The following is an 18,277-nucleotide window of genomic DNA, read 5'->3' on the forward strand; positions in this document are numbered from 1 at the left end:
AAACATGACTGCACTGACTTGGTTCCGAGCCGGAGCGTGGTGCTGGATCGCCACCGGCACCGGCCACCTCCTCGGCGATATCGCCATGCGCACAACGACTTCGGACTCCGAGGCTATCGATGCGCTGATGCGCGCCCACACCCTGGAGCTGTTCGGTGTGCACCGCAGCTACTACCAGTTGATGATGAGTTTCAGCCTGGCCATGGGCCTTGCGCTGGTGTTCGTCGGGATCCTGCTGCTGTATCTGGCCAGGACGGTCGACGACATCCGGCCGGTGGCCGCGCTGGCGTTGGCCATGTCGGTCGTATCGCTGGCCATGAGCGTATGGTTGGACCCACCACCGCCCATAGTGCTGTTCGGCGTGGCCTGCACCGCTTTCGTCGTCTCCTTGCGCACGGGTCGGCTCGCACCGGTGGCCACGTCATGAGACTGCCGATCGGGGCACACACTCAGCGGCCGTGGCGCATCCACCGCATCGCCCCCGATTTCGCTGTCCTGGACGTCTGGTCCTACCGGGCGCCGGGGGCCGGATTCGACGACCTACCCGCGTACCTGGACGCGATCGGCACGGCGCGCGACCCGGCGGCGGTGCGCCTGTTGTTCGCCATCCGCTGGAAACTGGGCCAACTGTTCGGCTGGGATGACCCCGATGTCGCCGGGCCCACCCTGATCGACCGCTTGCCCGCGGATCTGCACAAGCCCGATGCCGGTGATCCGGTGCCCGGTATGCCGTTCACCCGGGTCTATCAGTGCCGCGACGAAGCCGCCATGGAGGTGGCCAACCGCACCGTGCACGGCATCGCGCATTTCGGTTGGGTGCGCACCCGCGGCGGCGAGTACGAACTGCGGCTGGCGGTGCTGGTCAAACCGAACGGCGCGCTGGGCCGGGCGTACCTCGGCGCCATCGCGCCGTTCCGCCATCTGATCGTCTACCCGGCGATGACCCGGCAGTGGGAAGCCGCCTGGCTAAGGCGCGCGGCGGCGGCGGTGAACTAGACTTCTGCTCGCCTGTCTCGACGGGTGCCGCCCCCGTAGCTCAGGGGATAGAGCACGGCTCTCCTAAAGCCGGTGTCGCAGGTTCGAATCCTGCCGGGGGCACCCTACTGGCGAGTATGGACGGCCGTCCCGAATCGGCCAATCCGCGACGAACAAGATCAGTCGAGCACCGTCGGGGGTTGACTTGTGGGTAGGGTCTGAAGAGTTGTCAATTTACGGAAATATCAGCGCGACCGGGGCGAATGCCCCAGGTGGGGGACTCGAACTCTTAATGCCCGCACCGCAACAACCGTTTGCCTCACCCGGCCTCAACGTTGCCGTTGCGGCCGGCGGTCAGAGATTGTCACTGCTCCTCGTCGAAGACGACCGCGGTGACGCATTGCTGGTCGAAGAACTGATCGCCGACTCGGGCGCCGACTTCGAATTCCGCTGGGCCCCGTCCATCGCGGAGGCCGCACAGGTGCTGGACGACCGGCGCCCGGATTGCATCCTGCTGGATCTCAACCTGCCCGACGCCAACGGCATGGACGCCGTGCAGCGGATCAGCGGCCTGGACACCGGGATCCCGATCATCGTGCTGACCGGCCTGTCCGACGAGCACTTCGGCGTCGTCGCGATGTCGTCGGGCGCCCAGGACTACCTGGTCAAGGACCGCGTCGACCCCGAGATGCTGCGCCGCGCCGTGCTCTACGCCATCGAACGCAAACGCGCCGAGACGGCGACCGTCGATTTGCACTCCAGCCAGATGCGGGCCATGGAGAACGCCCGCCTGGAGCGCGGGCTGCTGCCGTCGCCGGTCCTGCTGGACTCCCCCGGCGTCAACATCGTCACCCGGTCCCGACCCAGCCGCCAGGATGCCCTGGTCGGCGGCGACTTCTTCGATGTCGTGCAGACCGAGAACCGCACCGTGCACGTCATGATCGGCGATGTGGCCGGCCACGGTCCCGACGAGGCGGCGCTCGGCGTGGCGTTGCGCATCGGGTGGCGTGCACTGACCTTCGCCGGGCTGCGCGGTAACGAGCGCATGCGCGAACTGGACCGCATCCTGACCACCGAACGGCCGCACAAGGGCATCTTCGCGACGCTTTCCAGCGTGGCACTGGAGCCCGACAGCGGCCGGTACACCGTGGTCCGCGCCGGCCATCCGGGCCTGATGGTCCAGGGTGGGGGCGCAGTGGACTGGTTGGAACCGCGCGCCGGAGCGGCGTTGGGCCTCGGTGCCCGGGAATGGCCGGTCAACCACTACGAACTGCCCGTCGGCCACGGACTGGTGATGCTGACCGACGGCTTGTTCGAGGGTCACTCGGGCCGCGGCGACGAACGCCTCGGTGAGCAGGGCCTGCTGGCCATGGCACAGTCGCTGGCCACGCTGCCGGGCATCGCATTCGTCGAGGGCCTCATCGAACATGCCGAGGCGCGCGCCCACCAGCACGGCGGGCTCACCGACGACATCGCGGTGATCCGGGTGGAGCGCTCGGCTTCATGAAACTGACGGTGCAGGGCTGGCAGAACCTGGTGCTGGCCGTCATCGGGACGGCGGTGCTGGCATGCGCCATCGCGGCGGCGATCCTGGTCAGCCAGGCCGACAAGGTGTCCAATCGGATCCGCGACGGCGTGCAACCCGCACGCATCGCCGCCTATCAGATGCAGGCGGCGCTGCGCGATCAGGAGACCGCTGTCCGGGGCTATCTGATCACCGGCGATGAACGCTTTCTGGACCCGTACAACGACGGCCGGACCGCCGAGGCCGCTGCGGCCGAGGAGGTCCGGCGCAGCCTGGTCCATTACCCGGATCTGCTGGCCGATCTCGATGACATCGAGTCCGCCGCCGAGACCTGGCGCGCGGATTACGCGGACCCACTCCTGACCAACGGCAACCCGACAGAACCGGTGGCGGACGCCACCATCGAGGAGGGCAAGGCCCTCTTCGATCGGCTGCGCACACTCTTCGCGATCCAGAACGACCACCTCAGCCAGGCCCGTGAGGCCGGGCTGGACCAGCTCGACGCAATCCGGGAGTGGCGCGACGCCGCGCTGGTGGCGATGATCCTGGCGTTCGTCACCACCGCGGTACTGCTGGCCGTCGTCATGCGCAATGCGGTCAACCGACCGCTGTCGGCGCTGGCGGAGTCCTGCCGGCGCATCACCCAGGGCAATTTCGACGAACGCATCGTGCCGAGCGGGCCCAAGGACATCCGGGCGATTTCCGCCGATGTCGAGGACATGCGCCAGCGCATAGTCGAAGAACTGGAGACGTCACGCGATGCGAAGGCGGCGCTCGACGAGCAGGCCGACGAATTGCGCCGCTCCAATGCCGAACTGGAGCAGTTCGCCTACGTCGCCTCCCATGACCTGCAGGAGCCGCTGCGCAAGGTGGCCTCGTTCTGCCAGCTGCTGGAAAAGCGGTACGGCGACAAGCTGGATGAAAGAGGAACCGAGTACATCGCGTTCGCCGTCGACGGCGCCAAGCGCATGCAGGTCCTGATCAACGATCTGCTGACCTTCTCGCGGGTGGGCCGACTCAACGCGACGAACGCCGAGGTGGCGCTCGACGACACCATCGATGCGGCAATGAACAACCTGAGCAGTGCACTGGAGGAGTCCGACGCGCAGATCGTCCGCCCGAACGAGCCGCTGCCGACCGTCGACGGCGATCCGACGTTGCTGATCATGGTGTGGCAGAACCTGATCGGCAATGCGGTGAAGTTCCGCCGCGAAGGCCTGGCACCCCGCGTGGTGATCGACTGTCGCGAGGGCAACGGGGAGAATGCCGAATACTGGGTGTTCACCGTCACCGACAACGGCATCGGCATCAGCGCCGAGTTCGTCGACAAGGTGTTCGTCATCTTCCAACGCCTGCACGGCCGGGACGCCTACAGTGGCACCGGTATCGGTCTGGCCCTGTGCAAGAAGATCGTCGAGTATCACGGCGGGACCATTCACATCGACACCGATTTCACCGACGGGACCCGGTTCGTCTTCACCCTGCCGATGACGCCCGTCACCGAGCCCAACCCGGCGCTGACGCCGGACACAACGCTGGAGCCCCAGCTGGAAGGAACCAACGGATGAAGCTGCCCGAAGGCCGAGCGATCGACATCCTGCTCGTCGAGGACGACCCGGGCGATGAGCTGATCACCCGGGAAGCGTTCGAGCACAACAAGATCCAGAACAACCTGCACGTCGCGCACGACGGGCAGGAGGGGTTGGACTTCCTGTACCGGCGCGGCCAGTATGCCGACGCCCCGCGGCCCGACCTGATCCTGCTCGACCTCAATCTGCCCAAGTACGACGGCCGTCAGCTGCTGGAACAAATCAAGAGCGACGACAATCTGTGCCACATCCCGATCGTGGTGCTCACCACGTCCTCGGCCGAAGAGGACATCCTGCGCAGCTACAAGCTGCACGCGAACGCCTATGTCACCAAGCCGGTCGACCTCGACCAGTTCATGAGCGCGGTGCGCCAGATCGACGAGTTCTTCGTCCAGGTGGTGCGGCTACCGCAGTTCTGAGTAATTCGCCGCGATGTGATCCCACTCGAGGCGAACGTTGGTGCCGCCGGCCGTGCTGTCGATGTCGGCACGGTCGCTGAGGGCGTGGATCAGCGGCAGGCCGCGGCCGCGCGCCACGTTTGGCACGCTGCCCTCCTTGGACTGCCAATGCCCCTCGTCGGTGACGGTGACGGTCAGGCTGCCCAGTCCGGGATCGTACTCGGCGCGCATGTGCATCAGGCCGGGCTGCGCGGCTCCGGCATAGGCGAACTCCGCCGCATTCGCCAACGCTTCGTAGACGGCCAGCAGCACGTCACTGGACTTCTCGGGATCGAGCAGGAAGTGCGCGCGCAACCAGACCGCGAACTCCTCCCTGACCTGGGCGGCGAGTTGGGGATCGGCGCGGACGCCGACCTTTACGAAGCTTGCGGAGGCGCCTTGCTCTGTCATATCGACCTGCTGGCTACCCGTTCGCCAGAGTTTCTAACTCTGCAACTCTGCCAACGCCTCATCGAGGGTGGCGAAGAGATCGACGATGTCGGCGATGCCGACCAGTTTCAGCGGTCGGCTGGTCGCCGGCCCGTCCGCCACGACGGCCAGACGCACCGCCGGGGCCAGGTCACCATGGGCGGCGACCAGTACGCCCATGCCCGCCGAGGCGAGGAACTCCACGGCGGTGAAGTCGACGACGACGGCCGCAGGTGAGCTCTTCGCGGCGGCGTTGATGGCCGCCTCCAGCTTCGGTGCCGTCAGCATGTCGACCGTTCCGGCCACAGCAACCACGCTGATATCGCCGACACGACGTTCCTCGACCTCCCCGACAGCCGCTGCACGGCTGGGAGCGGGGTCTGGCTGGCTACTCATCGATACCTCCGACATCTTGACCCACCCGTAGGTGGCAACCGCCAAAGTCTATCCGCACCGCAGGGGCATTCCGCCAACCCGGTGATCGCGTCTAGCTGCGGGTATCGGCCATTGCGCGCATCCCGATCGGTACCACCGTCGTTTTTACAGGTCAACAGCGGTGTAGTCACGCCACGAAGCGGGTACCAGAGCCGGCATGCGGACGCTAGCAGCCATCCTCGCTGCCGTCGCACTCCTTGCCACCCTGTCGTGTTCTGCCGGTCAGCGGGTCGATCTGGGCCAGCACTCGGGCAACCTGATCGCCGGGATCGCCGGTGAACCCGACCAGCTCGATCCGCACAAGACCAGTGCCTACTTCTCCTTCCAGGTCCTGGAGAACGTCTACGACACCCTGGTGGAACCCGACGCCGACCTGACCATGGTGCCGGCGCTGGCGCAATCCTGGCAGACCTCTCCCGACCAGCTGACGTGGACCTTCCGGCTGCGCCCCGGGGTGAGGTTCCACGACGGCAGCCCGTTCACCGCCGACGACGTCGTCTACTCCTACCGGCGGATCATCGACGAGAAGCTGTCCAACGTCGACAAGTTCAGCGCGGTGACCGCCGTGGACGCCATCGACGACCTGACCGTCCGGATCACCCTCGCGCGCCCCACCCCGAACCTGCTGACCAATCTCGGTGGCTTCAAGGGCATGGCCATCGTGTCGCGCCGCAACGTCGAGGACGGCTCGATCGCCACCAACCCGATCGGCACCGGCCCGTTCACCTTCGCCGGCCGGCAGAGCGGTGATTCGATCACCCTCAAGGCCAACCCCGACTACTGGGGGACGCCGCCGCGGATCCCCGGCGTGACGTTCCGGTTCATAAGTGAGTCCTCGACGGCGCTGGCGGCGCTGCAGGCCGGCGAGATCGACTGGACCGACGCCGTGCCCGCCCAGCGGGTCCCGCAGTTGGAGGGCGACGACTCGCTGCGCCTTGCCGTCACCCCGAGCAATGACTACTGGTATCTGGCCTTGAACGCCGCGCGGCCGCCCTGGAACGACGTGCGGGTCCGCCAGGCCATCGCCTACGCCGTCGACCGGCCCTCGATCGTGCAGGCCACCAGTTACGGCACGGCGCAGGCCAACCAACTGGCGATCCCGCAGGGTAACCCGTGGTACACCGGCTACGACCGGTACAGCTATGACATCGACCGGGCCGAGGCGCTGCTCGACGAAGCCGGGGCCGCACCGCAGGCCTTGGACATGCTGGTCACCAGCGAGTACCCGCAGACCGTCACCGCCGCGCAGGTGATCGCCGACAATCTGCAACCACTGGGCATCACCGTCGACATCCGCACCGTCGACTTCGCCACCTGGCTGGACGAGCAGAACAACGGCAACTTCGACATGCTGATGATGGGTTGGCTGGGCAATATCGACCCCGACGATTTCTACTACGCCCAGCACCACACCGACGGCGCCAACAACGCCCAGAAGTTCTCCGACCCGCGGGTGGACGCCGCGCTCGACGCCGGCCGCACCGAGACCGATCCGCAGGCCCGCAAGCAGGACTACGCGACCGCCGCCACACTGATCGCCGACGGCGTCAGCTACATCTTCCTGTACAACCCGGCGGTGATCCAGGCGTGGACGCCCGACCTGACCGGTTATGAGGCCCGCCGAGACAAGGCGATCCGGTTCCGCGATGCCGCGCTGGACGGTGCCGGATGACCATCGTGGCGTTCCTCGCCCGCCGGCTGATCTACTCGCTGGCGGTGCTGATCGGTGTGCTGATCGTGGTGTTCACGCTGGTGCACCTGGTGCCCGGGGACCCGGTGCGCATCGCCCTGGGCACCCGTTACACCCCGCAGGCCTACGAGGCGCTGCGCACCGCGAGCGGTCTGGACCAACCCGTGCTCACCCAGTTCTTCCAGTATCTGGGTCGGGCCGCCACGGGCAATCTGGGGGTGAGCTTCCGCAACGGCGATCCGGTGACGCAGATCCTGCTGGAGCGGCTGCCCGCCACGCTGTCGCTGGCCCTGGTCGGCATCGTGCTGGCATTGCTGATCGCGTTGCCGGCGGGCACCTGGGCGGCGCTGCGCGAGGGCCGCGCCGGCGACGCGATCGTGCGTGTCACAAGCCAATTCGGCGTGTCGGTGCCCGACTTCTGGCTCGGCATCCTGCTGATCTCACTGTTCTCGACCGCCCTGGGCTGGTTACCCACTTCGGGTTACCGCCCGCTGTTCGAGGATCCCGGTGGCTGGCTGCGGCACATCATCCTGCCGGGGTTGACGGTGGGCCTGGTCGCCGCGGCCATCATGACCCGCTACATCCGCTCGGCGGTGCTGGAGGTCGCCGCGATGGGCTATGTCCGCACCGCGCGTTCCAAGGGCCTGCCGCCGCGGACGGTGACGATGCGTCACACCGTGCGCAACGCCATGGTCCCGATCCTGACCATCACCGGAATCCAGTTGGGCACCATCCTCGGCGGCGTCATCGTCGTCGAGGTGGTGTTCGCCTGGCCGGGTCTGGGACGGCTGGTGTACACCGCCGTGGCCGCGCGCGACTACCCCGTCATCCAGGGCGCGGTGCTGTTGATCGCCGCATCGTTCCTGCTGATCAATCTGTTGGTGGACCTGCTGTACGCCATCGTCGATCCAAGGATCAGGCTGTCATGACGCGGGTGAACGCCTGGCGGCTGCTGGCCGGCAACCCGGTGACCGTCCTGAGCGCCCTGGTGCTGGCGGTCGTGGTGGTGATCGCCGTTGCGGCGCAATGGATCGCGCCGTACGGGTTCAACGATGTCGATGTGCCGCAGGCGTTGCAACCGCCCAGCGGCGCGCACTGGCTCGGCACCGACGAGTTGGGCCGCGATGTGTTGTCCCGGGTGATGGTCGCCGTGCAGGCCTCGATGAAGGTCGCGGTGGTCAGCGTCGCGTTCGCGGCGGTGGTCGGCGTGCTCGTCGGCGTGGTGGCCGGCTATGTCGCCGGGCGCCGGGGCGGTTGGTTGGACACCGTGCTGATGCGGGTGGTCGACGTGATGTTCGCCTTCCCGGTGCTGCTGCTGGCACTGGCCATCGTCGCGGTGCTGGGTCCCGGGATCGGCACCACCATGTTGGCCATCGGGGTGGTCTACACGCCGATCTTCGCGCGCGTCGCACGGGCCAGCACGCTGTCGGTGCGCGTGGAACCCTATGTGGCGGTGTCCTACACGATGGGCACCGGCCCGCGCTACATCTTGACCCGGCACATCCTGCCGAACATCAGCGGACCGCTGATCGTGCAGACCTCGCTGTCGTTGGCCTTCGCCATCCTGGCCGAGGCGGCATTGTCGTTCCTGGGGCTCGGGATTCAGCCGCCGCAGCCCTCGCTGGGCCGGATGATCTTCGACGCGCAGGGATTCGTCACCCTGGCCTGGTGGATGGCGGTGTTCCCCGGAGCGGCGATCTTCCTCATCGTGTTGGCGTTCAACCTGCTCGGTGATGGGTTGCGTGATGTGCTCGATCCCAAGCAGCGCACCATGATCGAGGCACGGCGATCGAGATGAGCATTCTGACCATCGACGACCTCGCGGTGCGCATCGGGCGCCGCGAGATCGTGTCGGGCGTGGGTCTGAGCGTCGAGGCCGAGCAGACCGTCGGGATCGTCGGGGAATCCGGTTCGGGCAAGTCGATGACGGTGCTGGCCGCCACCGGCCTGCTGGACGCCCCGGGTGCGGTCGTGACGGGATCCAGTGTGCTTGCCGGAGAACAGGAGATCGTCGGCGCGTCGGCCCGGACCTTGCGTCGTATCCACGGCGGGCGCATCGGGTTCGTGTTCCAGGATCCGGGCACCTCGCTGAATCCGCTGTTGACCATCGAACGCCAGATCACCGAATCGCTGGAGACGCATCGGCACCTGACCCGGCGCGCGGCGCGCGAGCGCGCCCTTCAACTGCTGGACGCCGTCGGGCTGCCGGATCCCTCGCAACGGTTGCCGTCCTATCCGCATCAGCTGTCCGGCGGTCAGCGCCAACGGGTGATGGTGGCGATCGCGCTGGCCTGCGATCCGGAGTTGCTGATCGCCGATGAGCCGACGACTGCGCTCGACGTCACCACGCAGGCCCAGATCATCGCGATGGTGCGGGATCTGCAACGCGATTTCGGCACCGCGGTGGTGTGGATCAGCCATGACCTCGGTGTCATCGGCGAGGTCGCCGACACGGTGACGGTGCTACGGGCGGGCACGGTGGTCGAGCAGGGTGCGGTGGAGGCGATCTTCGACGCGCCGCGCGCGGACTACACCCGCGAACTGCTGGCGGCGCGGCCGCTGCTCGACGGCGCGGGCCCGTCGCCGGCTCCCGCGGATGCCGAGGTGCTGCTGCGGGTCGACGGGCTGGACGTGCGCTACTCCGGTGTGCGCGCGGTGGCCGATCTGTCCTTCGAGATCCGGCGCGGCGCCACGCTGGGGCTGGTCGGTGAATCCGGTTCGGGCAAGTCCACGGTCGCGGCCGCGCTGACCGGACTGGTGCAGCCCGACGGCGGCAGCGCGGTGCTCGACGGTGCCGATGTGCTGGACCGAAAGGCCGACCGGCGGCGCATCGCGATGGTGTTCCAGGATCCGTTCGCCTCGCTGAATCCACGTATGCCGGTGGGTGTTTCGATTGAGGAGCCGCTGGTGGTGCACCGGCTGGCCGACGGCAGGGCGCAGCGCCGGGCCCGGGTGGCCGAACTGTTGGAGATGGTCGGGCTGGAGACCGACTTCGCCACCCGCTACCCGCACGAGCTGTCCGGCGGGCAGCGCCAGCGGGTCAGCATCGCCCGCGCGCTGGCTGTCGAGCCGGATCTGCTGATCCTCGACGAGGCCACCGCCGCGCTGGACGTGTCGGTGCAGGCAAAGGTGCTCGACCTATTGGCCCGGCTGCAGCGCGAACTGAACCTGACCTACCTGTTCATCGGCCACGACCTGGCGGTGATCGAGCGGATGAGCCATGACGTGCTGGTGCTGCAGTCCGGCCGGACCGTCGAGTACCGCGGTGCGGCTGAACTTTTCAGCGCACCCGAGCAGGACTACACCCGAGCTCTGTTGGCGGCAGTTCCCCCGGCACGGCCTCTTCGGTCGTGACCTCGCGGAAGTGGCCCAACTCCGAGGCCAGCAGCGCCACCAGGATCGAGGCGGCCGCCGCGGCCAGCAGCACGGCGAAACCGTACGGCAGGGTGGCCGCGCCGATCAGGGGTGCGATGGAGATGCCGATGTACATCGCGGTCGAGTACCAGGCCAGCGCGACCCCGGCGTAGCGCGAGTCGATGACGGCCAGCCGGTACTGGATCGCCACCGAGGCGGCCGTTCCGGCCACTCCCGAGCAGGCGAACACCGCCGCCGTGGCGGCCATCGAATGGTGCGCGGGGATGAGTGTCAGAAAGGCCGCGCACTGGACGGCCAGGACGGCCTGCAGGGTGTGCCGGCTGCCGAACCTGTCCGAGAGTCGGCCGCCCAGGAAGTTCCCGGCGATACCGGCCATTCCGTAGACCAGCAGCAGCAGGGCCGTCCGTGAGCTGTCACCGCCGGTGGCCTCATGGGTGATGACCGCGCTGAAGATGTAGACCATGTTGAAGGCCAGCATCATCAGCAGCGATGCGGCGACCGCGAACACGATGTGCCGGTTGCGCATCACCGCGGCCCGGTCGCGCAGGCTGACCCCGTCGGCGTTGGGCACGTCCCGCACGACCAGCAGCAGCGCCGGGGCCAGCACGGCGGCCAGCCCCGCCAACAAGGCCAGCGGTAAGCGCCAGTCGCCGAGAGCGGCCAGGGCGGTGCCGATGGGTGATCCGATCGCCATGGCGAGCGTGAAGCCCATGCCCACCAGGGCGATGGCCCGTCCGCGCACCTCGGCGGGGACCAGCACGGGTGCGGCCGCGATCGCCGTCGGCACCAGGGCGGCGCCGCCGAACGCGGCGATCACCCGGCCCGCGGTGAACACCGCGAAGGTGCCGGCGGCCGCGGCCAGGAAGGTGCCGATGGCGATCAGGACGAGACCGCCGGCCATCACGCGCTGTTGCGGCATGCGACCGCAGACCACCGAGACCACCGGCGAGGCCACCGCGACGACGGCCGCGTAGACGGAGATGGCGTAGCCGACCGTGCCGGGTCCGACGCCCAGACCCTGGCCGATCTTGGGCAGCAGACCCGCGATGACGAAGGCGTTGGTGCCGACGATGAAGAGCGCCAGTGCGAGCAGCGTCAGGCGCAGAGTGTTCACTCTGCCCAGGCGCGCCGTCACGGTACCTCAGCGTACCGGGTCATCGGGGTGCACCGTCTCAGGCGGCGTCGTGCAGCACCAGCCCCAGCGTGTGCCGGCGTCCGGACCGCAGCCGGCTCACCCCGTGCCGCACCGGGGTGCGCGTCCATCCCCGCTTCGACGGTGTCGGCCGGTCCCGCGTGGTGAAGATCAGGCCGTGCCCGCGCGGCAACGCGGCGACGGTGCCCTTGGACTGGGCGCGGGGTCGCTGTTCGACGAGCATGAACTCACCGCCGGTGTAGTCGACGTTCGGTTCGTCGAGCCCGATGACGACCTGCAGCGGAAACACCAGCTCGCCGTACAGGTCCCGATGCAGGGCGTTCCAGTCGCCCGGTTCATAGCGCAGCAGCAGCGGCGTCGGTTTGCGCTGACCGGCGGCGTGGCACTGCTCGATCCAGTCGGCGAAGTCGTCGGGCCAGGGTGCCGGGTCACCCAGCCGCGCGGCCCACTCCCGCGCCAGCGGAAGCAGCCGGCGGTAGAACTCGGAGCGCAACCGGACGATCGGTTCGGGCAGCGGGTCGTCGAAATAGCGGTACACGCCCTGGCCGAAGCGATGGCGCGCCATGTCGATCGTCGACCGGAAGCGGCCGTCGTCGTCCCACATGTCCGTGATCGCCGTGCACTCCTGTGCGGTGAGCAACGGGCCCGTCGGCGCGCACCCGCAGCTGTCCAGTTCCGCCAGCCACGCGCTCATGCCGCCTCCAGGTCCAGCAACGTCGCCTTGACCGCCGCCCCGCCGGCGTACTGGCCGATGGACCCGTCGGTGCGCACGACGCGGTGGCACGGGATGACCAGCGGCAACGGGTTGAGCCCACAGGCGGTGCCGACCGCGCGCACGGCCTTGGGGTTGCCGACCGCGGCCGCGACGGCGGCGTAGCTGGCCCGCTGTCCGTAGGCAAGGCGCGGCAGGTATTCGACCACCGTGCGCCGGAACCCGTCGGTCAGTTGCAGGTCCACCGTCAGGTCGAAGGCGGTGCGGGCACCGGTCAGGTACTCCTCGATCTGGGTGGCGGCCGTGTCGAGTCGGGCCGGGGCACGCAGCACCCGGGGGCTGACCTTGGCCGCCAGTGCCGCCAGCTCGGCCTGTTCGTCTGTGACCGCGAGGTAGGCCACCCGCACCAGACCGGCGGGAGTGGCGGCCAGCAGCAACGGACCGACGGCGGTGTCCAGAGTTCGATACGCCACGTCGAGCACCTCGGCGTCCTGCGCGTCGCGGGCCAACCGGTCGTGCAGCCGGTGCAGGGTGGCGTCGTCGGCGGTCAACCGCTCGAAGATCTCGGTCATGGTGCCTCCTTGAGATAGGTGGTGCGCAAGGTCTTGATGCCGTCGGCGGCGGCACGGCGGGCCGCATCGGTGGAACCGCCCAGCAGGGCGGCGATCTCGGCATAGGGCAGGCCGGCCAGGTAGTGGTAGGCCAGCGTGCGGCGTTGCTTGTCCGGCAGCACCTTCAGCGCGGCCCACAGGTCGGGGTCATACCCATCGGTGCGGCCGGCATCGGGCACCGCGGCCACGGGTGCCGGTGCCCGGGAGCGTGCGCGGCCGATGTCGATGGCACGGCGCTGCGCGATGGTCACCAGCCAGGCCTCGACATTGGCCTGCGGGTCCAGATCCGGGTAGGCGCGCATGGCCGATAGAAAGGTTTCCGACCAGGCGTCCTCGGCGTCCGGGCCCGGTCCGAGCACCGCCCGGCAGACCCGCAGCACCATGGCACCGTGGTCGGTCACGATTTCCTCGAACGGTCGCACAGTCACATTGTGTAGACGTCGGCGCGCGCCGGAACGTGAGATCAGCTGGGATGCCGATGTTCAGATCGCGCGATAGCCGACCGGCCGGTGCGCATCACGGGCTTCACGCCGCGCGGCTCCAGGCCACCACCATCGTCATCACCGACAGCACCACCGCCAGCACCGTCACCCCCGCGGCGAGGTACATGCCGTAGCCGACGGTGACCGGCGCATGCACGTACAACCGGTAGTACCACGCGATCAGAGCCGCGATGACCATCGAAACCGACAGTGCCGCAGCCGAAGCCGACCGGGCCGACAACTCGCGGGCGGCCATCGCCGCCGCCACGATCAGCACCGCGGCCAGCAGCACGATCAGCTGCCCGACCCCGAATCCGGGTGGTGGCACATCGATGGTCCCGACCTTGCCGCCGATCCCGTTGACCCGGCCCTCGCCCGTGCTCAGCCACGGCAGCCAGGCACTGACCGCCAGCACCAGTGCGCAGAACGCCACGAGCCAGCCGGGACGCAATCGAGCCATGCGCCTCAGATTATCGGGTGGGCCTGCGTAGGCTGAATTGCCATGACGGAACTACCCGATTGGGCCCGCGGGCTCGACCTCGCACCGCACCCCGAGGGCGGCTGGTTTCGCGAAACCTGGCGCAGCGACCTGACCTTTCCGCAGTCGGCGCTGCCGCCGGACTACACCGGCCCGCGCCAGGCCGGCACCGCGATCCTGTTCCTGCTGATGCCCGGCCAGCAGTCGGCCTGGCACACCGTGCGCAGCGCCGAACTGTGGCTATACCACCGCGGCAGCCCGCTGCTGCTGGAGGTCGGCCGCGAGCAGGACGGCGCCGACACCGTCCTGCTCGGTCCCGACATCACCGCCGGCGAGCAGCCGCAATTCGCGGTGCCGCCGGGACATTGGCAGCGGGCGAAACCCGCCCTGCAGGAACCGACCCTGGTGAGCTGCGTGGTGGTGCCGGGATTCGACTTCGCCGACTTCGCGCTCAGCGCGGGCTGAGCGAGGACAGGTTGAAGGCGGCCCCGGTCGGGTCGGCCACCGCGACCAGCCGGCCGTACGGGGTGTCCTCGGCGGCGCGGATGATGCTGCCGCCGTGGTCGACGATCAGCTGAACCGTCTTGTCGACATCGTCGGCGCCGAGGAAGAAGCACCAGCTCGACGGCTCGTCGGCGGCCATGAACGCGTTGCCGTCCATCACGCCGACGCGCTGCTCACCGTCGAACAGCGCCGTGCTGTAACGGAATTCGTCGGTATCGGACTCGACCTGGGTCTGCCAGCCGAACACCGTGCGGTAGAAGTCCAGCGTCGCGGCGAAATCCCGCGTCGTCACCTGATGCCAGACCGGTGCGCCGGCCACACCGGTTGCCTCGAAGCCGACGTGTCCGGTCGGCTGCCACAGGCCGATCATCCCGCCGGTCGCATCGGACACGACGGCCATCTGGCCCTTGTCGGGGATGTCCGTGGCCCCGCCGCAGCTGAACCCGCCGGCCGCGGTCACCGCGTCCAGCGTGGCGTCGACGTCGGCGGTGTGCAGGTAGGTCGTCCAGCCGTCCGGCATGTTCCACTGCGGGTCATTGGGCATCAGGCCGGCGACCTGCACGCCGTCGACGAAGGCGCTGACATAGCCGCCGTACTCGGGCCCGGCGGACTCGAAGGTCCAGCCGAGGACTGCCCCGTAGAAGCGTTGCGCGCCCTCGATATCCGAGGTGGACAGGTCGATCCAGCAGGGGGCGCCGAGCGGGTGTGAGGTTGTCATGTCCGTACCGACTCGCCCCGGCCCCGAAATTCATCGCCCGTGCATGCCGAAACTCGCGTACCCGGGGTCGACGGGGCCTCCGCAGCCCCGGTTACGCGTGTCTGGAGGGCTATGAGTACACCTTCTTGAACTGCTCGAGCGACTGCTTGATATCGCTCTTGAGCGCACCGGCGACGATCATGCCGATCGGTCCGAACAGCGCGGGACCGCCGAGGTGGATGTCCAGTTGCACCGAGGCCCCCTCGGCGACGGGTTTGACCCGGGCGATCAGTTTGATCTTCACGCCGCCGACACCGTCGCCGTTGAGCGTCATCGACTCCGGCGGCTTGTAGTTCACGATCGTCCAGTTGACCCGGTTGGCCATACCCTTGACCTCGACGATCGACGAGATCCGGGTGCCCTTGTCCAGGGTCTCGGGCAGCGTGGACCGCCACACCCGGTGGATGCTCAGCCACTCGTCGAAGCGGGACAGATCCGAGGCGGCCGCCCAGGCCTGCTCCGGCGACAGCGGGACGTCGACGGAGACCGACAGCTTCGCCATCTACGGCGCAGGCGGGGACGTCGGCGGCTGACCCGACTGCTGGTTCGGCGGCACCTGCGGGGGTTGCTGGGGCTGACCGGCCTGCTCGCGGGCCGCCTTCTTGGCGGCTTCCTGCACCTTGTCGACGTGCTGGGCGTACTTGCCCTGGGTCTTCTTGTCCACCAGGTCACCGGCCTTGTCGATGACGGTGTCGACCTTGTCCGCGTTCTTGGCCACCAGGCCCTTGATCTTGTCCAAGAAACTCATGGTTCAACCCTAGCGCCACAGCTTGCGGGGCTCGCGGGAGAGTTTGCCCTCGATCCACCAGGCCGCCTCGATCAGTGCCGCCGCGATCGCACCGATCGTCAGCCCCATCGAGGTCAGCGCGATATTCGACGGGTCGAGCAGGAACGTCTGCTGGGCCAGCGGTATGCAGAAGATCACCACATAGGCCAGGCCGGACACCGCCACCAGCGCCACCCGCCACCACTCGTAGGGGCGGGCGACGACGGCCAGCACCCACACCGAGGCGACCAGCAGGGTGATCAGCGCGCTGGTCGAGGCCTGGGTCTGTTGCTCGGCCGTGGCCCCGCGTCCCTCATAGGCCAGCAGATACGAGATGAAGGTGGCCGCACCCACGATGACGCCGGCCGGCAGCGCCGATGTCATGACCCGGCGCACGAAGCCGGGCCGGGCCCGTTCGTGGTTGGGCGCCAGCGACAGGATGAAGGCCGGGATGCCGATGGTGAACCAGGCCGCGATGGTGACGTGGATGGGCTGGAACGGGTACAGCAGCGGGTCACCATCGAAGAAGCGGGCGGCCAGCCCGCCGATGCCGACCAGCGCGGCCAGCAGCACCGAGTACACCGTCTTGGTGAGGAACAGGTTGGAGACCCGCTCGATGTTGCCGATCACCCGGCGGCCCTCGGCCACCACATACGGCAGCGTGGCGAACTTGTTGTCCAGCAACACGATCTGGGCGACGGCGCGTGACGCCGAGCTGCCGGATCCCATCGCGACACCGATATCGGCATCCTTGAGTGCCAGCACGTCGTTGACCCCGTCACCGGTCATGGCGACGGTGTGCCCGCGCGACTGCAGCGCATGCACCATGGCCCGCTTCTGATCCGGGCGGACCCGGCCGAAAGTGGTGTAGGTGTCCAGCGCGGTGGCCATCTCATCGGTCTGCTCGGGAAGCCGGCGGGCATCCACGGTGTCACCGTGCAGGCCCAGCGTCCCGGCCACCGCGCCCACCGACTTGGCGTTGTCGCCGGAGATCACCTTGACCGTGACCTGCTGGGAGGCAAAGTATTCCAAGGTGTCGCGGGCGTCGGGCCGGACCCGTTGTTCCAGGATCACCAGGGCGACGGGCGTGACGGTGCCGGGAGCGGCGGCGGCGTCCACGGCACGGTCGCTGGACCCCAGTAGCAGCACCCGCAGTCCCTGCGCGCCGATCCGCTCGGCCTCGGCGGCCTCCGGCGAGGCCGGGTCCAGCAGCACATCGGGTGCCCCGATGACCCAGTTGCCATGCGCGCCGTAGGAGGTGCCGCTCCATTTGGTGGCGGATTTGAACGGGGCGGTGGCGGTCGCCGTCCAGCCGGGCGCGTCGGCGTAGGCCTCGGCGATGGCGGCCATGCTGGCATTGGGCCGGGCGTCGTCGGCGGCCAGCTGGGCCAGCACGGTTGCCGCGTCGACGTCTGTGAAAGTCTTCAGATCGCTGACCCGCATCCCGTTTTCGGTGAGCGTGCCGGTCTTGTCGGCACACACCACGTCCACCCGGGCCAGTCCCTCGATGGCGGGCAGCTCCTGCACCAGGCATTGCCGCTGACCCAGCCGGACGACGCCGACGGCGAAGGCGATCGAGGTCATCAACACCAGGCCCTCGGGGACCATCGGCACCAGCGCGCCGACCATCCGCAGCACCGATTCCTGCCAGCCGGCGTCGGTGGTGAACAGCTGGGTGTAGATGATCAGTGCCCCGGCCGGCCACAGCAAGTAGGTGATGAACTGCAAGATCTTGTTGATACCGCTGCGCAATTCGGATTTCACCAGGGTGAACTTGCTGGCCTCCTCGGCCAGCTGGGCGGCGTACGCTTCGCGGCCCACCTTGGTGGCCCGGTAGGCACCGGTGCCGGCGACGACGAAGCTGCCCGACATCACCTGGTCACCCGGGTCCTTCTGGATCGGGTCGGCCTCTCCGGTCAGCAGCGACTCGTCGACCTCGAGGTTGTTCTCCTCGAGCACCTCACCGTCGACGGTGATCTGATCGCCCGGGCCGACCTCGATGATGTCGTCGAGCACGACCTCGCTCGGTGCGACGGCCCGGGTGCCCGATTCCCGGCGCACCACCGGTCTGGCCTGGCCCACGATGGCGAGCTTGTCCAGGGTCTGCTTGGCGCGCAGTTCCTGGATGATGCCGATGGCGCTGTTGGCGACGATGAGCAGGCCGAACAACCCGTTGATCAGCGAGCCGGTGGCGACCACGATGGCGAACAGCACACCCAGGATCGCGTTGATCCGGGTGAACACGTTGGCGCGCACGATCTCCGAGACGCTGCGCGCGGCGCGGGTCGGCACATCGTTGGTCCTGCCGTCGGCGATCCGCTGGGCGACCTCGGCATCGGAGAGTCCGGTGATCATCGTC

The 18,277-nt window shown here is 68.3% G+C and carries 21 protein-coding genes and 1 tRNA gene; 11 read left to right on the top strand and 11 right to left on the bottom strand.

Annotated elements, in window-relative coordinates; genetic code table 11:
- Positions 1–4: 4 nt before the first annotated feature.
- The 6 genes from ACWDUN_RS08995 (at position 5) to ACWDUN_RS09020 (ending at position 4,508) form a co-directional block, all read left to right on the top strand.
- Entirely contained in the window at positions 5–427 is a 423-nt protein-coding gene (locus ACWDUN_RS08995; protein WP_449927523.1) for an LIC_13387 family protein, read from the top strand.
- Positions 424–996: a DUF2867 domain-containing protein gene (locus ACWDUN_RS09000; protein ID WP_449927525.1), complete on the top strand. Its 573-nt coding sequence runs from the start codon at positions 424–426 to the stop codon at positions 994–996. Before ACWDUN_RS08995 ends, ACWDUN_RS09000 begins: the two co-directional genes overlap by 4 nt.
- Before the next feature lie 29 nt (positions 997–1,025).
- Positions 1,026–1,098, top strand: a tRNA-Arg gene (locus ACWDUN_RS09005).
- 169 nt (positions 1,099–1,267) lie between these two features.
- Positions 1,268–2,482 carry a PP2C family protein-serine/threonine phosphatase gene (locus ACWDUN_RS09010; protein ID WP_449927528.1) on the top strand — a complete coding sequence of 405 codons (1,215 nt, stop codon included), beginning with the start codon at positions 1,268–1,270 and terminating at the stop codon, positions 2,480–2,482.
- The gene (locus ACWDUN_RS09015) at positions 2,479–4,068 is read left to right on the top strand and encodes a sensor histidine kinase (protein WP_449927531.1); all 1,590 of its coding nucleotides are present in this window, start codon (positions 2,479–2,481) and stop codon (positions 4,066–4,068) included. Before ACWDUN_RS09010 ends, ACWDUN_RS09015 begins: the two co-directional genes overlap by 4 nt.
- Positions 4,065–4,508 carry a response regulator gene (locus tag ACWDUN_RS09020; RefSeq protein WP_449927534.1) on the top strand — a complete coding sequence of 148 codons (444 nt, stop codon included), beginning with the start codon at positions 4,065–4,067 and terminating at the stop codon, positions 4,506–4,508. The genes ACWDUN_RS09015 and ACWDUN_RS09020 overlap by 4 nt, the downstream gene beginning before the upstream one ends.
- On the opposite strand, the gene ACWDUN_RS09025 is transcribed toward ACWDUN_RS09020, so the two are convergent.
- Together ACWDUN_RS09025 and ACWDUN_RS09030 are read right to left on the bottom strand one after the other, a co-directional pair.
- Positions 4,494–4,937 (bottom strand): ATP-binding protein, encoded by a 444-nt coding sequence (locus ACWDUN_RS09025; RefSeq protein WP_449927536.1) that lies wholly within the window; start codon positions 4,935–4,937, stop codon positions 4,494–4,496. The genes ACWDUN_RS09020 and ACWDUN_RS09025 overlap by 15 nt on opposite strands.
- Before the next feature lie 33 nt (positions 4,938–4,970).
- On the bottom strand, positions 4,971–5,351 hold the full coding sequence (locus ACWDUN_RS09030; RefSeq protein WP_449927539.1) for an STAS domain-containing protein: 381 nt from the start codon (positions 5,349–5,351) through the stop codon (positions 4,971–4,973).
- 196 nt (positions 5,352–5,547) lie between these two features.
- Between ACWDUN_RS09030 and ACWDUN_RS09035 the strand changes: the two genes are divergently transcribed.
- The 4 genes from ACWDUN_RS09035 to ACWDUN_RS09050 are packed head-to-tail and all read left to right on the top strand — an operon-like array spanning position 5,548 to position 10,434.
- Positions 5,548–7,062 carry an ABC transporter substrate-binding protein gene (locus ACWDUN_RS09035; protein WP_449927542.1) on the top strand — a complete coding sequence of 505 codons (1,515 nt, stop codon included), beginning with the start codon at positions 5,548–5,550 and terminating at the stop codon, positions 7,060–7,062.
- Positions 7,059–8,009 (top strand): ABC transporter permease, encoded by a 951-nt coding sequence (locus ACWDUN_RS09040; protein ID WP_449927545.1) that lies wholly within the window; start codon positions 7,059–7,061, stop codon positions 8,007–8,009. Before ACWDUN_RS09035 ends, ACWDUN_RS09040 begins: the two co-directional genes overlap by 4 nt.
- The gene (locus ACWDUN_RS09045; protein ID WP_449927548.1) at positions 8,006–8,878 is read left to right on the top strand and encodes an ABC transporter permease; all 873 of its coding nucleotides are present in this window, start codon (positions 8,006–8,008) and stop codon (positions 8,876–8,878) included. Before ACWDUN_RS09040 ends, ACWDUN_RS09045 begins: the two co-directional genes overlap by 4 nt.
- Complete coding sequence (locus tag ACWDUN_RS09050; protein ID WP_449927551.1) at positions 8,875–10,434, top strand: dipeptide ABC transporter ATP-binding protein; 1,560 nt, start codon at positions 8,875–8,877, stop codon at positions 10,432–10,434. Before ACWDUN_RS09045 ends, ACWDUN_RS09050 begins: the two co-directional genes overlap by 4 nt.
- On the opposite strand, the gene ACWDUN_RS09055 is transcribed toward ACWDUN_RS09050, so the two are convergent.
- From ACWDUN_RS09055 to ACWDUN_RS09075, 5 genes are all read right to left on the bottom strand, one after another.
- The gene (locus ACWDUN_RS09055; RefSeq protein WP_449927554.1) at positions 10,361–11,590 is read right to left on the bottom strand and encodes an MFS transporter; all 1,230 of its coding nucleotides are present in this window, start codon (positions 11,588–11,590) and stop codon (positions 10,361–10,363) included. The genes ACWDUN_RS09050 and ACWDUN_RS09055 overlap by 74 nt on opposite strands.
- Positions 11,591–11,627: 37 nt before the next feature.
- Positions 11,628–12,302, bottom strand: a complete 675-nt coding sequence (locus tag ACWDUN_RS09060; protein WP_449927557.1) for a 2OG-Fe(II) oxygenase — start codon at positions 12,300–12,302, stop codon at positions 11,628–11,630.
- Positions 12,299–12,892, bottom strand: a complete 594-nt coding sequence (locus ACWDUN_RS09065; protein WP_449927559.1) for a methylated-DNA--[protein]-cysteine S-methyltransferase — start codon at positions 12,890–12,892, stop codon at positions 12,299–12,301. Before ACWDUN_RS09065 ends, ACWDUN_RS09060 begins: the two co-directional genes overlap by 4 nt.
- The gene (locus tag ACWDUN_RS09070; protein ID WP_449927562.1) at positions 12,889–13,359 is read right to left on the bottom strand and encodes an RNA polymerase sigma factor; all 471 of its coding nucleotides are present in this window, start codon (positions 13,357–13,359) and stop codon (positions 12,889–12,891) included. The genes ACWDUN_RS09065 and ACWDUN_RS09070 overlap by 4 nt, the downstream gene beginning before the upstream one ends.
- Positions 13,360–13,456: 97 nt before the next feature.
- Positions 13,457–13,873 carry a hypothetical protein gene (locus tag ACWDUN_RS09075; protein WP_449927565.1) on the bottom strand — a complete coding sequence of 139 codons (417 nt, stop codon included), beginning with the start codon at positions 13,871–13,873 and terminating at the stop codon, positions 13,457–13,459.
- A gap of 42 nt (positions 13,874–13,915) precedes the next feature.
- On the opposite strand from ACWDUN_RS09075, the gene ACWDUN_RS09080 reads away from it, so the two are divergent.
- The gene (locus ACWDUN_RS09080) at positions 13,916–14,356 is read left to right on the top strand and encodes a cupin domain-containing protein (RefSeq protein WP_449927568.1); all 441 of its coding nucleotides are present in this window, start codon (positions 13,916–13,918) and stop codon (positions 14,354–14,356) included.
- Here ACWDUN_RS09080 and ACWDUN_RS09085 read toward each other — a convergent pair.
- The 4 genes from ACWDUN_RS09085 to ACWDUN_RS09100 form a co-directional block, all read right to left on the bottom strand.
- Positions 14,343–15,113, bottom strand: a complete 771-nt coding sequence (locus tag ACWDUN_RS09085; protein WP_449927571.1) for a VOC family protein — start codon at positions 15,111–15,113, stop codon at positions 14,343–14,345. The two genes, ACWDUN_RS09080 and ACWDUN_RS09085, sit on opposite strands and share 14 nt — an antisense overlap.
- 109 nt (positions 15,114–15,222) lie before the next feature.
- Positions 15,223–15,654 (bottom strand): type II toxin-antitoxin system Rv0910 family toxin, encoded by a 432-nt coding sequence (locus ACWDUN_RS09090; RefSeq protein ID WP_449927574.1) that lies wholly within the window; start codon positions 15,652–15,654, stop codon positions 15,223–15,225.
- On the bottom strand, positions 15,655–15,900 hold the full coding sequence (locus ACWDUN_RS09095) for an antitoxin (protein WP_449927577.1): 246 nt from the start codon (positions 15,898–15,900) through the stop codon (positions 15,655–15,657).
- A 9-nt stretch (positions 15,901–15,909) separates the two neighbouring features.
- On the bottom strand, positions 15,910–18,273 hold the full coding sequence (locus ACWDUN_RS09100; protein WP_449927801.1) for a cation-translocating P-type ATPase: 2,364 nt from the start codon (positions 18,271–18,273) through the stop codon (positions 15,910–15,912).
- Positions 18,274–18,277: the final 4 nt, after the last annotated feature.

This window comes from Mycobacterium sp. NPDC003323, assembly GCF_053589535.1.

What these genes read in the sequence shown, in the direction of transcription:
- ACWDUN_RS08995 (WP_449927523.1), top strand. Translation starts at nt 5, where the DNA reads ATGACTGCACTGACTTGGTTCCGAGCCGGAGCGTGGTGCTGGATCGCC.
- ACWDUN_RS09000 (WP_449927525.1), top strand. Translation starts at nt 424, where the DNA reads ATGAGACTGCCGATCGGGGCACACACTCAGCGGCCGTGGCGCATCCAC.
- ACWDUN_RS09010 (WP_449927528.1), top strand. Translation starts at nt 1,268, where the DNA reads ATGCCCGCACCGCAACAACCGTTTGCCTCACCCGGCCTCAACGTTGCC.
- ACWDUN_RS09015 (WP_449927531.1), top strand. Translation starts at nt 2,479, where the DNA reads ATGAAACTGACGGTGCAGGGCTGGCAGAACCTGGTGCTGGCCGTCATC.
- ACWDUN_RS09020 (WP_449927534.1), top strand. Translation starts at nt 4,065, where the DNA reads ATGAAGCTGCCCGAAGGCCGAGCGATCGACATCCTGCTCGTCGAGGAC.
- ACWDUN_RS09025 (WP_449927536.1), bottom strand. Translation starts at nt 4,937, where the DNA reads ATGACAGAGCAAGGCGCCTCCGCAAGCTTCGTAAAGGTCGGCGTCCGC.
- ACWDUN_RS09030 (WP_449927539.1), bottom strand. Translation starts at nt 5,351, where the DNA reads ATGAGTAGCCAGCCAGACCCCGCTCCCAGCCGTGCAGCGGCTGTCGGG.
- ACWDUN_RS09035 (WP_449927542.1), top strand. Translation starts at nt 5,548, where the DNA reads ATGCGGACGCTAGCAGCCATCCTCGCTGCCGTCGCACTCCTTGCCACC.
- ACWDUN_RS09040 (WP_449927545.1), top strand. Translation starts at nt 7,059, where the DNA reads ATGACCATCGTGGCGTTCCTCGCCCGCCGGCTGATCTACTCGCTGGCG.
- ACWDUN_RS09045 (WP_449927548.1), top strand. Translation starts at nt 8,006, where the DNA reads ATGACGCGGGTGAACGCCTGGCGGCTGCTGGCCGGCAACCCGGTGACC.
- ACWDUN_RS09050 (WP_449927551.1), top strand. Translation starts at nt 8,875, where the DNA reads ATGAGCATTCTGACCATCGACGACCTCGCGGTGCGCATCGGGCGCCGC.
- ACWDUN_RS09060 (WP_449927557.1), bottom strand. Translation starts at nt 12,302, where the DNA reads ATGAGCGCGTGGCTGGCGGAACTGGACAGCTGCGGGTGCGCGCCGACG.
- ACWDUN_RS09065 (WP_449927559.1), bottom strand. Translation starts at nt 12,892, where the DNA reads ATGACCGAGATCTTCGAGCGGTTGACCGCCGACGACGCCACCCTGCAC.
- ACWDUN_RS09075 (WP_449927565.1), bottom strand. Translation starts at nt 13,873, where the DNA reads ATGGCTCGATTGCGTCCCGGCTGGCTCGTGGCGTTCTGCGCACTGGTG.
- ACWDUN_RS09080 (WP_449927568.1), top strand. Translation starts at nt 13,916, where the DNA reads ATGACGGAACTACCCGATTGGGCCCGCGGGCTCGACCTCGCACCGCAC.
- ACWDUN_RS09085 (WP_449927571.1), bottom strand. Translation starts at nt 15,113, where the DNA reads ATGACAACCTCACACCCGCTCGGCGCCCCCTGCTGGATCGACCTGTCC.
- ACWDUN_RS09090 (WP_449927574.1), bottom strand. Translation starts at nt 15,654, where the DNA reads ATGGCGAAGCTGTCGGTCTCCGTCGACGTCCCGCTGTCGCCGGAGCAG.
- ACWDUN_RS09095 (WP_449927577.1), bottom strand. Translation starts at nt 15,900, where the DNA reads ATGAGTTTCTTGGACAAGATCAAGGGCCTGGTGGCCAAGAACGCGGAC.
- ACWDUN_RS09100 (WP_449927801.1), bottom strand. Translation starts at nt 18,273, where the DNA reads ATGATCACCGGACTCTCCGATGCCGAGGTCGCCCAGCGGATCGCCGAC.